This is a genomic window from Jiella pacifica, assembly GCF_010500815.1.
Lineage (GTDB): Bacteria > Pseudomonadota > Alphaproteobacteria > Rhizobiales > Rhizobiaceae > Jiella > Jiella pacifica.
The window spans coordinates 287,454-306,452 of record NZ_JAAAMG010000003.1 but is presented as its reverse complement, the minus strand read 5'-3'; the positions used below and the strand labels follow the sequence as shown (position 1 = coordinate 306,452).

Annotated in this window: 17 protein-coding genes; 12 read left to right on the top strand and 5 right to left on the bottom strand. The window is 67.1% G+C overall.

Annotated features, from left to right (window positions below; translation table 11 throughout):
• Positions 1–121 precede the first annotated feature (121 nt).
• The 4 genes from GTK09_RS06110 (at position 122) to GTK09_RS06095 (ending at position 5,362) form a co-directional block, all read left to right on the top strand.
• Entirely contained in the window at positions 122–580 is a 459-nt protein-coding gene (locus GTK09_RS06110) for a (2Fe-2S)-binding protein (RefSeq protein ID WP_163461907.1), read from the top strand.
• A gap of 4 nt (positions 581–584) precedes the next feature.
• On the top strand, positions 585–2,741 hold the full coding sequence (locus GTK09_RS06105) for a xanthine dehydrogenase family protein molybdopterin-binding subunit (protein WP_163461905.1): 2,157 nt from the start codon (positions 585–587) through the stop codon (positions 2,739–2,741).
• A gap of 103 nt (positions 2,742–2,844) precedes the next feature.
• Positions 2,845–3,534, top strand: coding sequence for an Isoquinoline 1-oxidoreductase subunit (locus GTK09_RS06100; RefSeq protein ID WP_163461903.1), 690 nt, complete (start codon positions 2,845–2,847; stop codon positions 3,532–3,534).
• 331 nt (positions 3,535–3,865) lie between these two features.
• Complete coding sequence (locus GTK09_RS06095; RefSeq protein ID WP_163461901.1) at positions 3,866–5,362, top strand: vWA domain-containing protein; 1,497 nt, start codon at positions 3,866–3,868, stop codon at positions 5,360–5,362.
• Between the two features lie 162 nt (positions 5,363–5,524).
• On the opposite strand, the gene GTK09_RS06090 is transcribed toward GTK09_RS06095, so the two are convergent.
• Positions 5,525–6,598 (bottom strand): helix-hairpin-helix domain-containing protein, encoded by a 1,074-nt coding sequence (locus tag GTK09_RS06090; RefSeq protein ID WP_163461899.1) that lies wholly within the window; start codon positions 6,596–6,598, stop codon positions 5,525–5,527.
• A 471-nt stretch (positions 6,599–7,069) separates the two neighbouring features.
• Positions 7,070–7,972: a histone deacetylase family protein gene (locus tag GTK09_RS06085; protein WP_163461987.1), complete on the bottom strand. Its 903-nt coding sequence runs from the start codon at positions 7,970–7,972 to the stop codon at positions 7,070–7,072.
• Between the two features lie 177 nt (positions 7,973–8,149).
• On the opposite strand from GTK09_RS06085, the gene GTK09_RS06080 reads away from it, so the two are divergent.
• From GTK09_RS06080 to GTK09_RS06045, 8 genes are all read left to right on the top strand, one after another.
• A complete protein-coding gene (locus tag GTK09_RS06080) occupies positions 8,150–9,511 on the top strand; it encodes an MATE family efflux transporter (protein ID WP_446685266.1) in 1,362 nt (453 codons plus the stop codon).
• Positions 9,512–9,769: 258 nt separating this feature from the next.
• Positions 9,770–10,810 (top strand): cysteine synthase A, encoded by a 1,041-nt coding sequence (locus GTK09_RS06075; protein ID WP_163461896.1) that lies wholly within the window; start codon positions 9,770–9,772, stop codon positions 10,808–10,810.
• 33 nt (positions 10,811–10,843) lie between these two features.
• A complete protein-coding gene (locus tag GTK09_RS06070) occupies positions 10,844–11,368 on the top strand; it encodes a hypothetical protein (RefSeq protein ID WP_163461894.1) in 525 nt (174 codons plus the stop codon).
• Positions 11,365–12,096, top strand: a complete 732-nt coding sequence (locus GTK09_RS06065) for an alanyl-tRNA editing protein (RefSeq protein ID WP_163461892.1) — start codon at positions 11,365–11,367, stop codon at positions 12,094–12,096. Before GTK09_RS06070 ends, GTK09_RS06065 begins: the two co-directional genes overlap by 4 nt.
• Positions 12,097–12,213: 117 nt before the next feature.
• Positions 12,214–13,071: a 3-mercaptopyruvate sulfurtransferase gene (sseA, locus tag GTK09_RS06060; RefSeq protein WP_163461890.1), complete on the top strand. Its 858-nt coding sequence runs from the start codon at positions 12,214–12,216 to the stop codon at positions 13,069–13,071.
• A 5-nt stretch (positions 13,072–13,076) separates the two neighbouring features.
• Complete coding sequence (locus GTK09_RS06055; RefSeq protein ID WP_163461888.1) at positions 13,077–13,625, top strand: GNAT family N-acetyltransferase; 549 nt, start codon at positions 13,077–13,079, stop codon at positions 13,623–13,625.
• Positions 13,622–14,560 (top strand): ornithine cyclodeaminase family protein, encoded by a 939-nt coding sequence (locus GTK09_RS06050; RefSeq protein ID WP_163461886.1) that lies wholly within the window; start codon positions 13,622–13,624, stop codon positions 14,558–14,560. The genes GTK09_RS06055 and GTK09_RS06050 overlap by 4 nt, the downstream gene beginning before the upstream one ends.
• Positions 14,561–14,680: 120 nt before the next feature.
• Positions 14,681–15,697, top strand: coding sequence for an alpha/beta hydrolase (locus GTK09_RS06045; protein ID WP_163461884.1), 1,017 nt, complete (start codon positions 14,681–14,683; stop codon positions 15,695–15,697).
• A 116-nt stretch (positions 15,698–15,813) separates the two neighbouring features.
• Here the strand turns inward: GTK09_RS06045 and GTK09_RS06040 are convergent, their stop codons facing one another.
• The 3 genes from GTK09_RS06040 to GTK09_RS06030 all read right to left on the bottom strand — a co-directional run bounded on the left by GTK09_RS06040 (position 15,814) and on the right by GTK09_RS06030 (position 18,961).
• Positions 15,814–16,515, bottom strand: coding sequence for a hypothetical protein (locus GTK09_RS06040; protein ID WP_163461882.1), 702 nt, complete (start codon positions 16,513–16,515; stop codon positions 15,814–15,816).
• On the bottom strand, positions 16,512–17,783 hold the full coding sequence (locus GTK09_RS06035) for an SEL1-like repeat protein (RefSeq protein WP_163461880.1): 1,272 nt from the start codon (positions 17,781–17,783) through the stop codon (positions 16,512–16,514). The genes GTK09_RS06040 and GTK09_RS06035 overlap by 4 nt, the downstream gene beginning before the upstream one ends.
• A 125-nt stretch (positions 17,784–17,908) precedes the next feature.
• Positions 17,909–18,961: an MBL fold metallo-hydrolase gene (locus GTK09_RS06030; protein WP_163461878.1), complete on the bottom strand. Its 1,053-nt coding sequence runs from the start codon at positions 18,959–18,961 to the stop codon at positions 17,909–17,911.
• Between the last annotated feature and the right edge of the window lie 38 nt (positions 18,962–18,999).

Here is an 18,999-nt window from a genome sequence, read left to right as displayed (position 1 = left end):
ACCGTTCAATCGGTTAGTTTGGAGCCGGTCAAAACTTCGCGCCATGTGACACCACGCCGGCCATCGGCCGCGGCGGCCTGCGCGGCGAAGTTCGAAAAAAATCGGCGATGCGGAGGCCAATGTGGTCAACTTCACCCTGAACGGCCGGGAAACGACGTTTGACGGCGATCCGGACACGCCTCTTCTGTGGGTGATCCGCGATGCCGAACGACTCACCGGCACGAAATACGGCTGCGGCATCGCCCAGTGCGGCGCCTGCACCGTGCATGTCGACGGCATGACGGCGCGCTCCTGCATCACGCCGATTTCCGCTCTCGAAGGATCGAGCGTCACCACCATCGAGGCGATCGACGGCCCGGAGGCAAAGGCCGTCCAGGCCGCCTGGAGCGCCATCGACGTGCCGCAATGTGGCTACTGCCAGTCCGGCCAGATCATGTCGGCGGTGTCGCTCCTGCAGTTCAATCCGGCGCCGAGCGACGACGACATCGACGGGGCGATGGTCGGCAACATTTGCCGCTGTGCCACCTACAAGCGCATCCGACAGGCGATCCACGACGCCGCCAAGACGCTGGAGGGCTGAAGCCATGGGCATCGAGACCATCCGTCCCTCCCGCCGCGCCTTCCTCGCCGGAACCGGCCTCGTCATCGGCATGACGCTGGTCGGCCGGCAGGCCGGCGCCGATCTCCTTCAGGGCGTGCCGCAGGATGCCGGCGGGCAGCAGGCCGCCCTCAACGCCTTCGTGCGCGTCGCCCCCGACGGCACGGTGACCGTTCTCTCCAAACATCTCGAAATGGGCCAGGGCCCCTATACGGGCCTGACGACGATCGTCGCCGAAGAACTCGACGCCGACTGGTCGCAGATGCGCGCCGCCGCCGCCCCGGCCGACGACGACGTCTACAAGAACCTCGCCTTCGGCCTGCAGGGCACCGGCGGTTCGACCTCGATCGCCAATTCCTACGAGCAGCTGCGCAAGGCCGGCGCCACGGCCAAGGCGATGCTCGTCGCCGCCGCGGCGAAGGACTGGGGCGTCGCGGCCGGGGAGATCAGCGTCGAGAAGGGACGCATCCGTCATCAGGGCTCCGGCAAGGAAGCGGGCTTCGGCGACTTCGCCGAGAAGGCCGCGCAGATGGAGCCGCCCGCAGAGGTCCAGCTGAAGGACCCCAAGGACTTCGTGCTGATCGGCCAGGACCGGCACAAGCTCGACACCGACGAGAAGACCAACGGCAAGGCAATCTTCACCCTCGACGTCCTCGCCGACGACATGCTGATCGCCATGGTCGCCCATTCGGCCCATTTCGGCGCCACGGTGAAGAGCTTCGACGACAGCCAAGCCCGAAGCATTCCTGGCGTCGTCGACGTCAAGCAGGTGCCGCAGGGCGTCGCGGTCTATGCGGAGAATACCTTCGCAGCACTGAAGGGCCGGGCGGCGCTCAGGATCGAGTGGGACCTTTCCAAGGCCGAGACCCGCTCGAGCGAGCAGATCTACGACGACTACCGCGCGGCGATGAAGGGCGATTCCTTCGAGGCGACCAACCGCGGCGACGTCGACCAGGCCCTGACCACCGAGGGCATCACCTCGATGGACACGGAGATCGTCTTCCCCTTCCTCGCCCATGCGCCGATGGAGCCCCTCGACGCCGTCCTGATGCAGCGGGACGACGGCTCGATCGACTGCTACAACGGTTCGCAGTTTCCCGGCCAGGACAAGGCGGCGATCGCCGACGTCTGCGGCGTCGATGCGTCGAAGGTGAGGATCAACGTCCAGCTCGCCGGCGGCTCCTTCGGCCGCAGGGCGCAGTTCGGCTCGCCCTACATGCGCGAGGCCGCGGCCGTCTTCAAAGCCTCGGGCATGAAGCGCCCGGTCAAACACATGTGGACCCGCGAGGACGACATTCGCGGCGGCTTCTACCGGCCGATCTACGTCCATTCGATCCGCGGCGCCGTGGACAAGGACGGCAACATCGCCGGCTGGGACCACACCATCGTCGGCCAGTCGATCATGAACAAGGACGAGCTCGACGACACCACCGTCGAGGGCACCGCCGACATGCCCTACGCCATCTCCAATCTTCGGGTCGTCGCCCATCAGCCGAAGCTCGGCGTGCCGGTGCTGTGGTGGCGCTCGGTCGGCCACACCCACACGGCCTTCGCGGTCGAGACCTTCATCGACCGGCTGCTCGAACAGGGTGGCAAGGACCCGGTGGAGGGGCGGCTGGCGCTCCTGCAGGATTCGCCCCGCCATGTCGGCGTCCTGCAGAAGGTTGCGGAGATCGCCGACTGGGGCGCGCCGCTCGCCGACGGTCGCCAGCGGGGCGTCGCCGTCCACAAGAGCTTCGACACCTATGTCGCCGAAATCGCCGAGGTGTCGCTCGGCGAGGGCGGCCTGCCGAGAGTCCACAAGGTCTGGTGTGCGGTCGACTGCGGCGTCGCGGTCAATCCCAACATCATCCACGCCCAGATGGAGGGCGGCATCGGCTACGGCCTCGGGGCGATCCTCTTCGATTCGATCGATCTGGGGGACGGCGGCGCGGTCCGGCAGTCGAATTTCAACGACTACCGATCGCTGCGGATCAACGAGATGCCCGAGGTCGAGGTGGCGATCATCCAATCGAGCGAGGCGCCGACCGGCGTGGGCGAGCCCGGCGTGCCGCCGATCGGCCCGGCGGTCGCCAATGCCTGGCGACGACTGACCGGCCGGCCGGTGCAGCAGCTGCCGTTGACCAGCGGGCTGGTTGCCTGAGAACGAAGATTTCGGCGCGCGGCGCGGCATCGCGCGCCGCCGTCTCGGTCCTGCCGCCCGGCCGGACGGAGAAGCGGTGCACGGGGACAAGACTAGGATCACAATGAGTAACGCAACAAGGCTCGTGCGAGCGCTCGTCATCGCCTCGGGTCTCGCTCTACCGACGGCAGCCCTCGCCCAGGACCGCGCGCCCGAAGCGCCGGCGCCCTCGACGCCCGCTCTGCCGGCGTCGGACCAGAACGACCAGAAGACATTGAAGCCCGTCTCTGCGTTCGACGGCATCCAGGACGAGACGGAGCGGTCGATCGCCATTTTCCAGGAGACCGGCAAGGTCCTCCTACACCCGCGCTGCGTCAACTGCCATCCGGCAGGCGACCGGCCGCTGCAGGGCATGGACATGCATCTGCACCAGCCGCCGGTTCAGCGCGGCGAGGCCAATTTCGGCCTCCCCGGCATGATGTGCAACACCTGCCACGGCCCGAAGAACGTCCCGGTCGTCGCGCAGAGCGAGGACATCAGGTCGATTCCGGGCAATCCGAACTGGCATCTCGCCCCGATCGAGATGGCCTGGCAGGGCCGCACCCTCGGCGACATCTGCAGGCAGATCAAGGATCAGGATCGCAACGGCGGCAAGACGCTCGCCGAACTCGTCGAACACATGGCCAAGGACGACCTCGTCGGCTGGGGCTGGCATCCCGGCAAGGGCCGCGAGCCCGTGCCCGGCACCCAGAAGCAGTTCGGCGAACTCTACGAGGCCTGGGCCGCCACCGGCGCCCATTGCCCCCAGAGCTGAGAGGACGCTGACGCGTCCCCTGAGCACTCCGAGGCATGCGATGAAGAGCCGGAGGGCTGGCAAGAATTGCGATGCGGAACCAGGCATCGTCGCCGGTGACGCCCGGCACAAGCCGATCGCAGGAGCGAGCGGGCTGGCGCGCCACTCTCACGAATGCGCCATCCAACGGGTGACGGCAGACGCGCCGTCTCGGCACGGACCGGCGAAACATCCTGTCGCGCGCTCACCCGGGCGGGGTGGGACCGCAATTTAGGCTCCTCGAGCATCGAATCTTAAACTCTCGCTGCAAGGGTTTCCGCAGTGACTGCGAGATTTGCATGGGAGCGGAGCGATGCCGCTGAACAGATGGAGGGCGGCGACCCGCAAGTTTTGCATCCGGCCACTTCTCAATCGGTTTTCTTCCGCCCAGCGAGGCAATTTCGGAATCATCACGGGGCTTGCCGCGCTTCCGGTCATCCTTTGCATGGGCGGGGCCGTGGACTACTCGAACGCGCTGCGCGAGAAAGCCATGGTGCAGAGCGCGGCAGACACCGCCGTGCTGGCGGCCGCCAAGTACACGGGCGACGACGAAGTCGAACGCAAACGCCGCGCCGACATGCTGTTCAACGCCAACGTCGGCGATGACATCGACGTCACGTCGCGAAAATTGTCCCATACGGACAAGCGGTTCGTCTACACGGCCAAGCTGACCTATCCAACCGCATTTCTAGGCCTGATGCACGTCAACGAACTGAACATGGAAGTCACGGCGGTCTCGCAGTATTCCGACATCCCGCTGGACATCGCCCTCGTTCTCGACACCACCGGCTCGATGGATGACGCGAACAAGATGGTCGAGCTGAAGAAATCGGTGAAGCTCTTCCTCGATCAGTTCGACGACATGGACGAGGTGCAGGTCGGCATGGTGCCGTTCAACAATCAGGTCAAGCTCGCCAATGTCGACATGACGATGGTCGCGACGGCCGTCGACTGCAGCTATATGCCCGAGGTCGACCGTGCTTATTGCGACGCCACGAAAGCCGGCTTCATCCCCGGCACCCAGGGCGTCTTCTATCTCGGCTATGTCAACAGCGCCCGCAACTACATCGCCTATGTCTATCGGGCATCCAGCGGATGGGGCGACCAGATCGTCGTCCAGCGCGACACCTATTCCTGCAGCGACCGGTATTATCAGTGGTGCTCGAAGTCGACCGCCGTCATCTACAACCGCGCGTCCGGCAACACGAAGGTGGGCGGGGCATGGTCGGGCTGCGTGATGGACCGCGCTCAGCCCTATGACACGCGGCCAGACGCGCCCAACCCGAGCAATATCGACACGCTCTACCCGCGCGACGTCAGCTGCACCAGCAATTCTCTGCAGCCGGTGCAGCCGCTGACGTCAAACCTGGACGTCATCCGCACGGCGGTGTCGGGCATGCAGCCGATCGGCGGCACCAACGTGACCATCGGCGTCCAATGGGGCATGGAAGTGTTGACGGCAACCGCTCCGATGACCGGTGCCAACCCCGACGAAGGCGCCCACAAGATCATGATCGTCCTGACCGACGGCACCAACACGGTGAATCGCTGGAACGGCAATGGCCGTGACGAATCGCCGGAGGTCAATGCCCGCAACAAGCTGGCCTGCTCGAGTGCCAAGGCGATGAAGAACGCCGACGGATCGGCGCTCGAACTTTACACGATCCGGCTAATCGACGGCAACGAGGCGCTGCTGAAGGAATGCGCCACAGACAGCGCTCATTACTATTCGGTGACCTCCGCAAGCCAGCTCCAGAAGGTCTTCGCCGACATCGCCGAGCGCGTGAAACGCATCCGCATCGTCAGCTGAAACCGAAAGTCGCCGGGCTATCCCCGCATATGGATACTGGCCCGGCGACGTGACGGCTCGTGCGAAGCTGCCTATACGACCCCGTACACCACCGCCCCACCCCACCGCGCATGTCGAAGCAGCCCGGCAGGGTTGGCTCGATGTCGAGAGGGGCGGGCTGCCTCAGCCCGCGATCAGCCGGCGCGCCTGTTCGATCCAACGCTCCCGGCCGATCCGCCCCGGAAAGCCGAGTTCCTGTTCGAGCCAGACGATTTCCGACGGCGCCAGGCCGGCGATCTGATCGAAATGATAAAGGCCACGCTCGAAGAGCAGCCTTTCGATCGCTGTGCCGATGCCTTCGATGCAGGTGAGATCGTCGGGGTTGCCGTGCCGCGGCGCCGGCAGCCCCTGGGGCACGCTGGCTCCCACCGGCGGCCCGTCGGTGGACCAAGCCGCAGCACCGTCTTCCTGAGCGATGGTGGCTAGCGGCGCCTGCGCCCCGGCTGTGCGAAACGCCCCGGCCCCCGGCTCTGCTTCCACGACCTTCGCGGCCGGCGGCGCGTCGTCGACGAGGCTTTCCTTGTCGAGGATGCCGTCGGGTTCGATCCGCGGGCCACCCTGCGGCTTCACCACCTTCTTGCTGAGATGGCGATAGTCGAGGGTGCGGAAATCGCGGTCGAACTTTTCGGCCTTGTGCTTTTCGGCCAAGGGATCTGGCGGCAGCCGCCTTTCGTCCTTTGCCGGCGTCGGCCCGTCCGGATGGGAGAAGGCGAGCTTTGCCCGGCGTTCGGCGTGGATCGTCCGTGGCTTCTCGGGCGCCGCCGGCGCCGTTTCGGTGCCGGGCGCGAGCGTCGGCATCATGTCGGGAACGCGTTCGTCGCTGCGCCCGTGCACCACCTCCGCCGAAACCATGCTGCCGCCGAAGGTCGCGAATTGCGCCTGCTGCATCGGTGCCGGCGCATGACGCCGTCCCGTGTCGGACACCGGGTGCCAGGACGAATGCTCGCGCTGCCGGCGCTGCCGCTCGCGTTCACGGGCGGCCTCGTCGCTCGAGAGCTTCGAATAGTCGAGGGTACGAAAGTCGCGGTCGAAGGCGCTCGCCTTGTGCTTTTCCTCAAGCGGATCGGCGATCCGGCGCGACGGCGTCGCCTCCTGCCGGCCCTTCAGCCGGTCGCTACACTCCCTCGACGCGGCCAGCGGATGGTCCGTATCGAGTTCGGCCCCGCTCGCGGCGGTCTTGGCATCGTCTGCTCTCATGGTTGCTGTCCCGTCGTCGCTGCTTTGTGTCCCGGAAGCGAGTCCGTCATGAGAAGGAGGCTCCTCGACTGCGGCGGATTTCCGGGCCCGCCCGGCGACTCGCGCGATTCGCTCCGCCAATATGTCGGCATCCGCCTGATCGCGCAGCCGGTTCTTCGCCACCGCATCCGAATTCGGCCGGCTCTCCGAGTGGTCGTCGGCCATCGGCCGCTTGCGCCGAAACGCAAGGGCCATCGCAGTGCCCGCGATCAGTAGAAACAGCCGTCCAGTCTTGGACCACACACGTGACCTCCCGAGGAGCGAAACCTCTGACACTGAAGCTAGTTTGCTGCGGCCATGCAGACAACCGGTGAGGCGCGGAAAAGCGACCGCTGGCCGATATGCCCGCCGCCCACGCATGTGGCATTGCGCCACGCGTTCGAATGGGCGTCACGAGCGAGCATCGGTCCGGTTTGGCCCGTGGCGTCGGCCTCAGGCGAATTCGTTCGCAACCCGGTGCAGGATGCTGTGGCGCCGGGCCAGCGCCTCGATGTCGCGCGAGTAGCCGCCGCCGATCACCGCCGCGACGGCGACGCCGCGCTCGCGGAAGTAGCCGACGACCCGGCGGTCGCGCTCGGCAAGGCCGGCGTCGGTCAGGGCCAGCCGCCCCAGCCGGTCGTCGCGATGGGGATCGACGCCGGCATTGTAGAAGACGAGGTCCGGCCGCGACCGTGCGCTTGCGGCATCGAGCGCTTCGCTCAGCGCCGAGAGATAGGCCTCGTCCCCGAGCCCGTCGGCGAGGCCGACGTCGAGATCCGACCGGGCCTTGTCGGCGGGATAGTTTCGCTCGGCATGGATCGACAGGGTGAAGACGCGGGGCTCCGCGGCAAAGATCCTCGCCGTCCCATCGCCTTGATGGACGTCGCAATCGACGACGAGAATCCGGGAAGCGTCGCCGTCGGCGAGGAGGACGCAAGCGGCGACGGCGACGTCGTTGAAGACGGAAAAGCCCGCCCCGCCGTCGCGGCCGGCGTGGTGGCTGCCGCCGGCCGTGTTGCAGGCGAGCCCCTCGGCAAGGGCAAGTCGCGCGGCAAGCACCGTGCCGCCTGTCGCACAGCGCGAGCGCATCGCCACCTTCTCGTCGACCGAAAAGCCGATCGCCTTTTCGATCGCCGGCGGCACGGCGGAAAACAGCACCTGATCGACATAGCGCGGATCGTGGGCAAGCCGCAGCCACCCCGGCAGCGCCGGGGCCGGAACGTGATAGCCGGCAGGGCCGACCACGCCGTCCTCGACCAGAATTTCGGCGAGCCGGCTGAATTTCGACATCGGGAACCGGTGGCGTGGGTCGAAATTCGCGTCGAAGGCGGGGTGATGGATGAACGGAACGGCCATGGCGCCCCATAGATAGGAAAGCAAGACGCCAGCCGAAGAGCGGCAATTCGCCCGATGCCGAGCTTGTGCCGAATCGGCCGGGCTGCCACTCACCTCCGGCACGAATATCGAGCGCAGCAGACGAGAGTCGCCACCGGCACGGCCAGGGGTTCGGGGCGAAGACAGATGGGAACGAGGGTGACGAGATTGCAGCCCGATCCGGAAGACGACGTGGGGCGGGAGACACTCGAGGTGAGCCACCGCCGGGTTCTCGCCATCACCCTGCCGATGACCCTCGCCTTTCTGACGACGCCGATCCTCGGCATGACCGACATCGCGGTGATCGGCCGGGTCGGCGACGCCGAGATGCTCGGCGGCCTCGTCGTCGGCGCGCTGATCTTCGACTTCGTCTTCGCCGTCTGCAATTTTTTGCGGGCAGGAACCACCGGCCTCACGGCCCAGGCCGAGGGCGCGGGGCGCCCGCGCGAGACGGAAGCCGTCTTCCTGCGGGCGGCGGTCCTCTCGGTCGGCATCGGCGCCGCGCTCATCCTCGCCGAGCCGCTGGTCATGGCGGCCGGGCTCCTCGCCATCGATCCCGGCCCGGCCGTCGCCGAAGCCGCCTCGACCTACGTCTTCGTGCGCATGTTCTCGGCGCCCTTCGCGTTCCTGAACTATGCCATTCTCGGCTCGGTTCTCGGCCGCGGCAGGAGCGGCCTCGCCTTGATGCTGCAGATCATCCTCAACGGCACCAACATCGCGCTGTCCATCCTCTTCGGACTGGTCTTCGGCTGGGGCATTCCGGGCGTAGCCTTTGGCACGGTCTGCGGCGAAGCCGCCGGGTGCGCGGCAGGGCTTGCCGTGATCGCCAGCCTTCGATCCGGCCGCCTGCCCCGCCCCGCGGAGATCTTCGAACGGACCGGCTTTCGCCAGATGCTCGGCGTCAACCGCGACATCATGATCCGCTCCTTCTGCCTGCTGGCCGGCTTCCTCCTGTTCACCCGGCTGAGCGCCACCTTCGGCCCGGTGACGCTGGCCGCGAACGGACTTTTAATGAACGTCTTCGCGACGGGATCGCATTTCCTAGACGGTGTCGCGACGGCCAGCGAACAACTCGCCGGAATGGCCGTCGGGGCACGGCAGCGGCTGGCCTTCGACCGAACGGTCCGCCTGACCTGCCTCTGGGGCGTCGGCGTCGGCCTCGGCCTCGCCGCGATCGTCTTCTTCTGCGGCGAAGCGCTGATCGACTTCCTGACGACCGACCCGCAGGTGCGGGCCGCCGCGCGGGCGTTCCTCGCCTTCGCGGCGTTGACGCCGCTGGTCGGCGCCCTCGCCTTCGTCATGGACGGGATCTTCATCGGCGCGACATGGTCGCGGGCGATGCGCGACATGATGGTGATCTCCCTGGCCATCTTCGTCGCGCTCGGCTACGGCCTGACGCCGTATTTCGGCAATTCCGGGCTGTGGCTGGCCTTCGAGATCCTGCTCGGCCTCAGAGGCTTCACGCTGCTGGCGATCCTGCCCTCGCAGCGGCGGCGGACCTTTGCGGCCTCGGCGGCCTGAACCGCCCTGCACGTCCCATCGCACGGTGTTAGGCAGGAGCCGAAAGACGTCTGGAACTCCTTTCGTCACGCCGTGGCCGGACACTCACCGGCCGCGGCGATGAGGTGGCGGGACGCCGACGCGGCGCCTGCCGCTGTCGGCAAAGCGAGGGCCCGAGCTTGCACCGCTCGGCGGGGTTACGCTCGCCGTCCTTGCCATCCCCCCTCGCCCCCCATAATTTGCGCTGAATCCTTCCCCACCCAAGGCAGCTGCAAAACGATGACCCTGCGCCTCAACTCCGTTCTCGACGCCATCGGCAACACGCCGCTGATCCGGCTCGCCCGGGCCTCGGAGGAGACCGGCTGCGAGATCTACGGCAAGGCCGAATTCCTCAATCCCGGACAGTCGGTGAAGGATCGCGCCGGCCTGTTCATCATCCGCGACGCCGAGGAGAAGGGACTGCTGGAGCCCGGCGGGCTGATCGTCGAGGGCACGGCGGGCAATACCGGCATCGGCCTGTCCCTCGTTGCCAAGGCGCTCGGTTATCAGACGGTCATCGTCATCCCCGAGACCCAGAGCCAGGAGAAGAAGGACGCGCTGCGGCTGATGGGCGCCGAGCTGGTCGAGGTGCCGGCGGTTCCCTACAAGAACCCCAACAACTACGTGAAGCTCTCCGGCCGCCTCGCCGCGCAGCTGGCCAAGAGCCATCCGGCCGGGGCGATCTGGGCCAACCAGTTCGACAACGTCGCCAATCGCGAAGGCCACGTCGTCACCACCGCTGAGGAGATCTGGCACCAGACCGGCGGCGAGATCGACGGCTTCATCTGCGCCGTCGGCACCGGCGGGACGTTGGCCGGCACGGCGATGGGCCTGAAGCGCCATTCCGGCCGCATCAAGATCGGCCTCGCCGACCCGATGGGCGCGGCGCTCTACGAATATTACACGAACGGGGAACTGAAGTCGGAAGGCTCGTCGATCACCGAAGGCATCGGCCAGGGCCGCATCACCGCCAATCTCGAAGGGCTGACGCCGGACTTCGCCTATCAGATCCCCGACGACGAGGCGCTGAAGATCGTCTTCGCCCTCGTCGAGGAAGAGGGCCTCTGCCTCGGCGGCTCGTCGGGCATCAACATCGCGGGGGCGATCCGCATGGCGAGAGATCTCGGCCCCGGCCACACCATCGTGACGGTCCTTTGCGACTACGGCAACCGCTACCAGTCGAAGATGTTCAACCCGGCCTTCCTGCGTGAAAAGGGCCTGCCGGTGCCGGGCTGGATCGAGAGGACGACCGCATTCGACATCCCGTTCGTGACTGCCTAGTGTGGTCGCACTCTATCGAGGTTTACGTCGAAGATGGACCTGTCGCTCTCCTTGGGCCGCTTCCTCACAGGCGCACTGATTTCCGCGCTGCTGGCGATCGGCGGGGTATGGTTCGTCGTCGACGTCGCGCTTCGCGGGGTTGAGGGAAACATCGTCACGACGAACAAGCGCATCGACGACGTTCAGTCGCAGATCGACCGACGCTTCGACGAGTTGAACCGGCGCCTCGATCGAGACTTTTCTGCCACCAACGAGATTTTGCGCAAGCGCGCGTCTCTCGATTCGATCACCGATGACACGCAACTGGTCGGGACGCCGTTTCTTTCGAAGGATGGCAAGGTCATCGGCACCGTGGCATCCGTCAGCGCGGACAAATCGGAACTCTCGGTGTCGCCATCACAAGCGTCGGGATTACCCCAAACCAACGACATCATCGTTCCCGCCGGTTTGATCGATGCGGTCGAATTCTCGCCTTTTACCCACGTGGTCTCCGATCTCACGCTCAGTGGCTTTGTCGCGACAGCGTCATCGGCGGCCTCCGCCGGCGCCGAACGATGACCATCCCGCTCTTCCGCGACGACGCCTATCTGTCGACCGTCGAGGCGAAGGTCGCAGATCTGCGCGCCGATGGCGGCATCCTCCTCGACCGCACGATCTTCTACGCCACCTCCGGCGGCCAGCCGGGCGACACCGGGCATCTCGAACGGGCCGACGGCTCGCTCATCAAGATCGCCGGGACGATCACCGGCGAGACCAAGGACGACATTGTCCACCTGACTGGCGAGGGCGAGCCGCTACCCGAGATCGGCGAGGAGGTCGTCCTCCATATCGACTGGAAGCGCCGCTATCGGCTGATGCGCATGCACACCGCCTGCCACATACTCTCGGTGGTCTTGCCCCATCCGATCACCGGCGCCTCGGTCGGCGAGGAGGAGAGCCGGGTGGATTTCGACCTCGCTGACGCCTCCGCCGACAAGGCCGAGGTGACCGCGAAGATGATGGCGATCGTCGATGCCAATCATCCGGTGTTCACCCGCTGGATCACCGACGCGGTACTCGACGCCAATCCGGGCCTGGTCAAATCCGCCAACGTCCGGCCGCCGCGCGGGTCGGGCCACATCCGGCTCGTCTCAATCGGCGAGGACGGCGCCGTCGACACCCAGCCCTGCGGCGGCACGCACGTCTCGGAGACCCAGGAGGTCGGCAAGATTCACATCGGCAAGATCGAAAAGAAGGGTCGGGAGAACCGCCGGTTCCGGATCCGATTCGGTGAGATGCCGGGGTAGGCTCGCCAACGTGAGGAATCGCCTGCCCGTCTGCCACCGTTCCGCAGGTTACGCGCGAGCAATCCGCGGCCGAAGCCCTATGGCCTTGCCCCATCCCGTCCCCCATATTGCAGCACCATGACACAGAACCCCTTCCTCATCTCAGCCGAAGATCTCGCCGCCGTCGTCGGCCGCGACGGCGTCTCGATCGTCGACGCGTCCTGGTATCTGCCGGCGCAAAAGCGCTTCGCCAGGGCCGAATACGAGGCCGGCCACGTGCCGGGCGCGGTGTTCTTCGACCAGGACGCGATCGTCGATCCGGCCTCGTCCCTGCCGCACACCCTTCCCTCGCCCGAGGTCTTCGCCGAGAAAGTCGGCGCGCTCGGCATCGCCGATACCGACACCATCGTCGTCTATGACGGCATGGGCCTGTTCTCCGCCCCCCGCGTCTGGTGGATGTTCCGGGTCTTCGGGGCGAAGGACGTGCGGGTGCTCGACGGCGGCTTCCCGGCCTGGCAGTCGGCGGGGCTTGCGATCGAGACGGAGACGCCGACGCCCGCTCCGGCATCCTTCGAGCCGCGCTTCGACGCCACCGCGGCGGTGTTCCTGCCGCAGATGAAGGAGATCGTCGCGGCCGGCGCGTTCCAGATCGCCGACGCGCGGCCGGCCGAGCGCTTTGCCGGCGAGGCGCCGGAGCCGCGCGAAGGCGTACGCGCCGGGCACATGCCGGGCGCCCGAAGCCTGCCCTTCCTGCAGTTGACGGAGAACGGCCGGCTGAAGTCGCAGGATGGCCTGCGCCAAGCCTTCGCCGACGCAGGAATCGATCCAGAGCGCCCGGTGGTGACGAGTTGCGGCTCCGGCGTCACGGCGGCGGTAATCAACCTCGCTCTCGAAAGCCTCGGCAACCACGATTCACGTCTCTATGACGGATCCTGGACCGAATGGGGCTCTTCCACCGACACCCCGGTCGAGACCGGCCGCCCGGCAAAGTCCTGATTGCCATGCGCCTCATTCGAACCCGCGTGACCAGCCTGGAGATGAAGTCGCGCCCGGACGCCGTCGTTCCCGTCCCTCCGGGAGCCGGGACCGTCGCGGTCTTCGAGGCGAAGACGATGGCGCTCGCCGAGTATCGGGCGCTCTATCGTCGCGTCGGCGAGGCCCATCACTGGACGTCGCGGCTGATGTCGGACGAGCGGCTGCGTCGCGAGATCCACGATCGCGACACCAGGATCTTCGTGATGAGCGTCGAGGGCCGCCGGGCCGGCTGGTTCGAGCTCGACATCCGCCGGCAGGTCGACGAGGTGCGCATCGTCCACTTCGGCATCCTTCCGGAGTTCCGCGGCCTCGGGCTCGCCCATGTGATGCTGTCGCGGGCGATCTTCGCCGCCTTCTCCACCCGGCCGAAACGGGTGACGATCGAAACCAACACCCTCGACCATCCGGCGGCGCTGGCGCTCTACCAGAAGCACGGCTTCCGGCCCTATGCCGTCCGCGACGTCGAGACGCCGGCGATCGAGACAGTCCTCGAACCTCTGCGGGCCCTGTCATGAAGATCATCGGCTTCGACGAGGCCGACCGGCTGTTGACCTGGCACGACGTCGTCGAGGCCATCCAGGCCGGGCACCGCCTGCCGGCGCCGCAGATCGGCGACCTCCTCGTCTCCAACGGCGAAAACAAGCTGTTGAACCGGGCCGCCTGGATCGACGGACTGGGCATCGCCGTAAAATCCGTCACCATCTTTCCGGACAATCCGCGCGCCGAGCCGCCGAGCCCCTCGGTTCAGGGCAGCGTCCTCCTCTTCGACCCCAAGACCGGCGCGCCGACCGCGGTCGTCGACGGCGGCCTCGTCACCAAATGGAAGACCGTCGCGGATTCGCTTCTCGGCGCGAAGCTCCTCGCCAAGGCCGAGCCGACGACGCTGCTCGTCTGCGGCGCCGGAACGGTGGCGGCCAATCTCGTCGAGGGCTATGCGGCGCTGTTTCCCTCGCTCGAAACGGTGCTGGTCTGGAACCGGACGACCGCGCGAGCCGAAAAGCTCGTGACCTCCCTCGCCCATCCGGGCGTCAAGGTCTTCGTCGCCGTCGACCTCGAAGCGGCCGCTGGCGAGGCCGACATCGTTTCGACCGCAACCATGGCGAGCGAGCCGTTTCTGGCCGGCGAATGGCTGAAGCCCGGCGCTCACGTCGACCTCATCGGCGCCTATACGCTGCAGATGCGCGAGGCCGACGACGCGGTTCTGACTCGCGGCGAACTCTTCGTCGATTCGCGAAAGACGACGATCGGCCATATCGGCGAGATCCAGAACCCGCTCGATCGCGGCGTCATCACCGAGGCGGACATCCGCGGCGACTTTTATGATCTCGTCGCGGGACGCGCGGGGCGCAGCGGCCGGGAGGCCGTCACCGTCTGCAAGAATGGCGGCGGCGCCCATCTCGATCTGATGGTGGCGGGCCTGATCGAGCGGGTCGTTTCGCCATCGCCGTGATCCTGCGGCCATTTCGCGTCGCGCCGAAGGGGTTGGCGTCGCCGGGATGCCGCGGGTGGTTTCGCCTCCCCTTCAGACGCGCTATGGCTTGCCCCTCGGCATGCCAAGTGGACTGAACTCTTGATCCTTCGTATCGTCCTCGCCCTCGTTCTCCTGATCGCGATCGTGCTTGCCGGGCTCTGGCTTTTCGGGCCGCGCGAGCCGGCGGATCTGACCGTCCGTTTCGATCCGGCGGCGATCGGCAGCGATCCCGACGCCTATCTCGCCAAACAGGAAGCCGACATTCCCAATCTTCGGCCGCAGTCGCGGAAGGAGATCGTCTGGGCCTATCCCGCCTCGCGGGCGAAGACCGCGCTCTCGATCGTCTACATCCATGGCTTTTCGGCCGACAAGGCGGAGACGCGGCCGCTCGCCGACGAGGTGGCAAAGGCGCTGCATGCCAATCTCTTCTACACCCGGCTCACCGGGCACGGCCGCGATGGCGCGGCGATGGACCAGGCGAGCGTCGCCGACTGGGTGAACGATCTCGCCGAAGCCATGGCGATCGGCCGCGACATCGGCTCAAAGATCGTCGTCGTTGCCTCCTCGACCGGCGGCACGCTGGCGGCGCTCGGCACGACGATCCCCGGCCTGATGGACGATGCCGCGGGCATCGTGCTGCTGTCGCCGAACTTTGCCGTCAACGATCGCTGGGCGTTCCTTCTCGACCTGCCGTTCGCCCGGGACATCCTGCCGGTTCTCGGCGGCGAGACCTACAGTTTCGAACCCGTCAACGAAGAGCAGGCACGCCACTGGACGACGCGCTACCCGATCGGTGCGCTGGCGCCGATGGCGGCTCTCGTGCGGGCGGTGCGGAGGACCGATTTCACCACCGCCGATGCGCTGCCGCTGCTGGTGTTCTACTCGCAGGCCGACAATGTCGTCGCCCCGGAGGCGACGGAGCGCTTCGCCGCGAACTGGCCGGGCCCCCATCAGGTGGTGGACGTGCCGGTGACGAGCGATGCGTCCAACCACACGCTCGCCGGCGACATCCTCTCGCCGAAGACGACGGACGAACTCGCCGAGCGCATCGTCGCCTGGATCAAGGCGCTGCCGGCCGGCTCGGGGTCAGATACGGCTGGCCCGCGCGAAAACTGAGCGGCCGCGAAGCGTTTCGCCACTGCCGACGCGCCGCATGATGGTTCTCCCATGAAAGCAGCGTTGGGACAGCGACGGCTTCGACGGACCCGGGCCACGGGGACCCGCCGCCCCGCTCATCTCTCGTTGCCGGTGGCCGGCACGTCTGCCGCGGCTGGGCGCAGAAGCGCGGCAAGCTGCCGGGACAGCTTCATACCGACCTCGCGGCCGAGACTTCCTGCCGCCTCGGCGACAAAATCCTGCACACAGGCCATGTCGGGTGGCACGCCGCAGTCCTTCATCGCCAGCAGCTTGCGGGTCGGCGGCGGGCCCAACGGCCGGCCGCTGGCGACGTCGCGCATCGACACGTCGACCCGGAGATGCAGGTCGAACTCCTCTGGCTTTCCACCCTCGCGCGGCGCGACGAAGGCCTGAAGGCTCGGACGCACCAACACATCCACCTTCTCGGAGCGGCTCGCGTTCTCCTGGCGCAGAACCGCGATGATCTTGCCGTCCTCGGCGGCCGGATCACGCAGGGCCTCCGCGGTAAAGAAGTCGGGATCGAGGACTGCGATGGCTCCGCCAGACGAACTGGCAAGCCCATCGTCGCCGGCATTCGACACCAGCGACGCGGCCATCTCGGAAAGCAGGGATCGGGCCGGCCGACCATCGGCGGGCAGAACCTCCGGCCCGGACCGCTCGTAAAGAAACACCACCGCGATGGGTTCGGCCGCCGGTGCCGTCTGGGCGGAGAGGAAAAGGGCGCCGATGCAGACGAGCGTCCGCACGGCACCGTTCGAGGCGGCCATGAACGGCTTGGCGACGGCGCACGGGGTCATGGCAGTTTCGCCTTGTCCGAGGGTTCCGCTTCGTTCTGTCCCGCATCGCCGAGGGTCTTCAGCGCCGCCGCCGCGTCCTTCTGGCCCTGTGCCGCCGCCTTGCGATACCATTCGGCGGCCTTTTCGGGATCCGCCGGGTGGCCGCCGATCCCCTCCTCGTGGAAGAGGCCGAGCATGTATTGCGCGTCGGGCTGGCCCTGCTCCGCCGCCCGCTGCAGCCATTCGCTTCCCTCGTCGAACTGCCGCTCCTGCGTCAGAGCGAGGCCGAGATAGAACTGCGCCGAGGCGTGTCCCTTCGTCGCCGCGATACGGTACCAGCGCCGAGCCTCCGCGGCGTCGCTCCCGACGCCGTTGCCGGTCCGATAGGCGTTGCCGAGGTCGAAGGCGGCGGGTGGATATCCGCCCTCGGCAGCATTGCGAAGGCTGGCAAAGCCGCGCGGCGGGTCGGCCTTGGTCCCGAGACCTTCGGCATAGATCCGCGACAAGCGGTAATCGGCCCGCGCCATGCCGTGTTCGGAGGCCTTTTCGTACCATCGGATCGCCGTCGGCCAATCCTGCCCGACACCTTCTCCAAACGCATAGGCTTCGGCGAGGTTGTATTCGCCCTGAGCATCGCCCGCCTCGGCCGCCTTGCGGAACCAAGTCGCGGCCGTTTCCAGATCCTTCGGCACGCCGATCCCGGCGGCATGAATGCTGCCGAGATTGTTTGCGGCATCGGCGACGCCCTGATCGGCCGCCTTCTCCATCCAGGCGATGCCGGCGGCAGCGTCCGGCGGGGCGCCCCGGCCGTTGACGAGGGCGATGCCGAGAGCGTTCTGCGCCGCGGCATGGCCATCGCCCGCCGCCTTGCGGAACTGCAGAACCGCGAGTTCGTCGAAGACCATCGCGTCGGAGAGGATCTGCCCGTAGCGATAGACGAGATCGCTGTCCTCAGGCCCGGCGCGCGCCGCGTCCTGGCACTTCAGCACCGCGTCGCCGATCTTGCGGCGGTCGGCCCGCGCCTCGTCGATCATTGCGAGACACGTCGTCTTCAGTGCCGCGGCATCCTCCGGCACAGGCTTTCCGCCCTCCTTCGAGGGACCCGCACCGTCGGGCGATGTCGCCTGCGCCTCCGGCCGTGGCGCCGCCGTGCCGGTCGCCTGCGCGGCCGCCGCGCCCGTCATGCTTGCCGCCACGACGAGCCCCGTCGCGATGATCCGTATCGCACTGGCGGTCGCTCGCGCCCAGGAGCTGCCAAGGCTGGCAAGATCGCGTGTGCATGAAGGCATGGCGCAGATTTCCCTTACGGAATATCTCGGCCATCATGGTGGTTTTTGCGCTGCTGTCCAGCAAGAGTGCCGGCGGGCGGCATCACATCGACGGGAGAGCGGCGCTCGGCCGCTCCCCCTCCAGGTCAGCCGCCTTCGTTGGCGACCGCCAGCTGATAGGTCTCCGGCACGAAGCGATAGCCCCCGTCCGGCAGCTTCTCGGCATAGCCGATCGCCGGGAACGGCATGTGATAGCCGATGAACGGGATGCGTTCCGCGGCGATCCTGTCGAAGATGCGCTTGCGCGTTTCGATCGCCATCGCCGGGTCCATGTCGAAGCCGACCTTCCAGTCGGGCTTCTGCAGCGAGGCGACGAAATGGTTCGCGGTATCGGCCGTCAGCATCAGCCTCTGGCCCTGCGAGTTCAGCTCGAACACCATGTGGCCCGGCGTATGGCCCGGTGCGTCGAGGGCGGTGATGCCGGAAACGACGCTGTCGCCGCCCTTCAGGAAGGTCATTTTGTCCTTCAGCGGGACGACGAAGTTCTCGACCGTCTTCGCCATCCCGGCCTTCTCGCCGTTCTTTGCCTCGTCGGAGGTCCACCATTCGAACTCGCGCGCGCCGGTGGCATAGCGGGCGTTGGGAAAGGTCGGCCTGCCGCCGGTCATCAGACCGAGGACATGGTCGGGGTGGAGATGGGTGAGGACGACGATGGTGACCGCCTCGGGGCCGTATCCGGCCGCCGCCATGCGCTCGACCAGCTTGCCGTAGCCGCTCTCCTTGCCGCTTTCGCCGAAACCGGTGTCGAACAGGATCAGATTGTCGTCGAGCTCGACGAGGACCGGCGTGAAGCCGTTGACGTAACGGGTTTGCGGCAGGAAATTTGCCCGCAACAACGCTGCCATCTCTTCCTGGCTGCGGTCGGCGCCGAAAGTCGGGTGGGGTCCGTCGCCGTGGCGGGCGCCGTCGAGGATCGTGGTGATGCGCGCTTCGCCGAGGGCGAAGCGTTGCCAGCCTGGTGTCATGACGTTGGCCTTTTCGATGGAAGTTTCGACGGCGGCATCGCGGTGCGTCTCGTCTGCCCTGGCCGAACGGGGCCCGGCGCCGCGCAGTGCCGCGAGGATGCCGCCTGCGGTCAGGAAAAGTTTTAGGGCGCGGCGCCGGCTGGGGCCAGGCGTGGCTTCGGGGATGCGGGTCATCTCGGGTCTCCTTGCGATCGTCCGCGCTTCGTCCGGCT

Bases quoted from the DNA above. Each gene is read 5' to 3' on its own strand.
- GTK09_RS06105 (WP_163461905.1), top strand. From the start codon at position 585: ATGGGCATCGAGACCATCCGTCCCTCCCGCCGCGCCTTCCTCGCCGGA.
- GTK09_RS06100 (WP_163461903.1), top strand. From the start codon at position 2,845: ATGAGTAACGCAACAAGGCTCGTGCGAGCGCTCGTCATCGCCTCGGGT.
- GTK09_RS06095 (WP_163461901.1), top strand. From the start codon at position 3,866: ATGCCGCTGAACAGATGGAGGGCGGCGACCCGCAAGTTTTGCATCCGG.
- GTK09_RS06090 (WP_163461899.1), bottom strand. From the start codon at position 6,598: ATGAGAGCAGACGATGCCAAGACCGCCGCGAGCGGGGCCGAACTCGAT.
- GTK09_RS06085 (WP_163461987.1), bottom strand. From the start codon at position 7,972: ATGGCCGTTCCGTTCATCCATCACCCCGCCTTCGACGCGAATTTCGAC.
- GTK09_RS06075 (WP_163461896.1), top strand. From the start codon at position 9,770: ATGACCCTGCGCCTCAACTCCGTTCTCGACGCCATCGGCAACACGCCG.
- GTK09_RS06070 (WP_163461894.1), top strand. From the start codon at position 10,844: ATGGACCTGTCGCTCTCCTTGGGCCGCTTCCTCACAGGCGCACTGATT.
- GTK09_RS06065 (WP_163461892.1), top strand. From the start codon at position 11,365: ATGACCATCCCGCTCTTCCGCGACGACGCCTATCTGTCGACCGTCGAG.
- sseA (WP_163461890.1), top strand. From the start codon at position 12,214: ATGACACAGAACCCCTTCCTCATCTCAGCCGAAGATCTCGCCGCCGTC.
- GTK09_RS06055 (WP_163461888.1), top strand. From the start codon at position 13,077: ATGCGCCTCATTCGAACCCGCGTGACCAGCCTGGAGATGAAGTCGCGC.
- GTK09_RS06050 (WP_163461886.1), top strand. From the start codon at position 13,622: ATGAAGATCATCGGCTTCGACGAGGCCGACCGGCTGTTGACCTGGCAC.
- GTK09_RS06040 (WP_163461882.1), bottom strand. From the start codon at position 16,515: ATGACCCCGTGCGCCGTCGCCAAGCCGTTCATGGCCGCCTCGAACGGT.
- GTK09_RS06035 (WP_163461880.1), bottom strand. From the start codon at position 17,783: ATGCCTTCATGCACACGCGATCTTGCCAGCCTTGGCAGCTCCTGGGCG.
- GTK09_RS06030 (WP_163461878.1), bottom strand. From the start codon at position 18,961: ATGACCCGCATCCCCGAAGCCACGCCTGGCCCCAGCCGGCGCCGCGCC.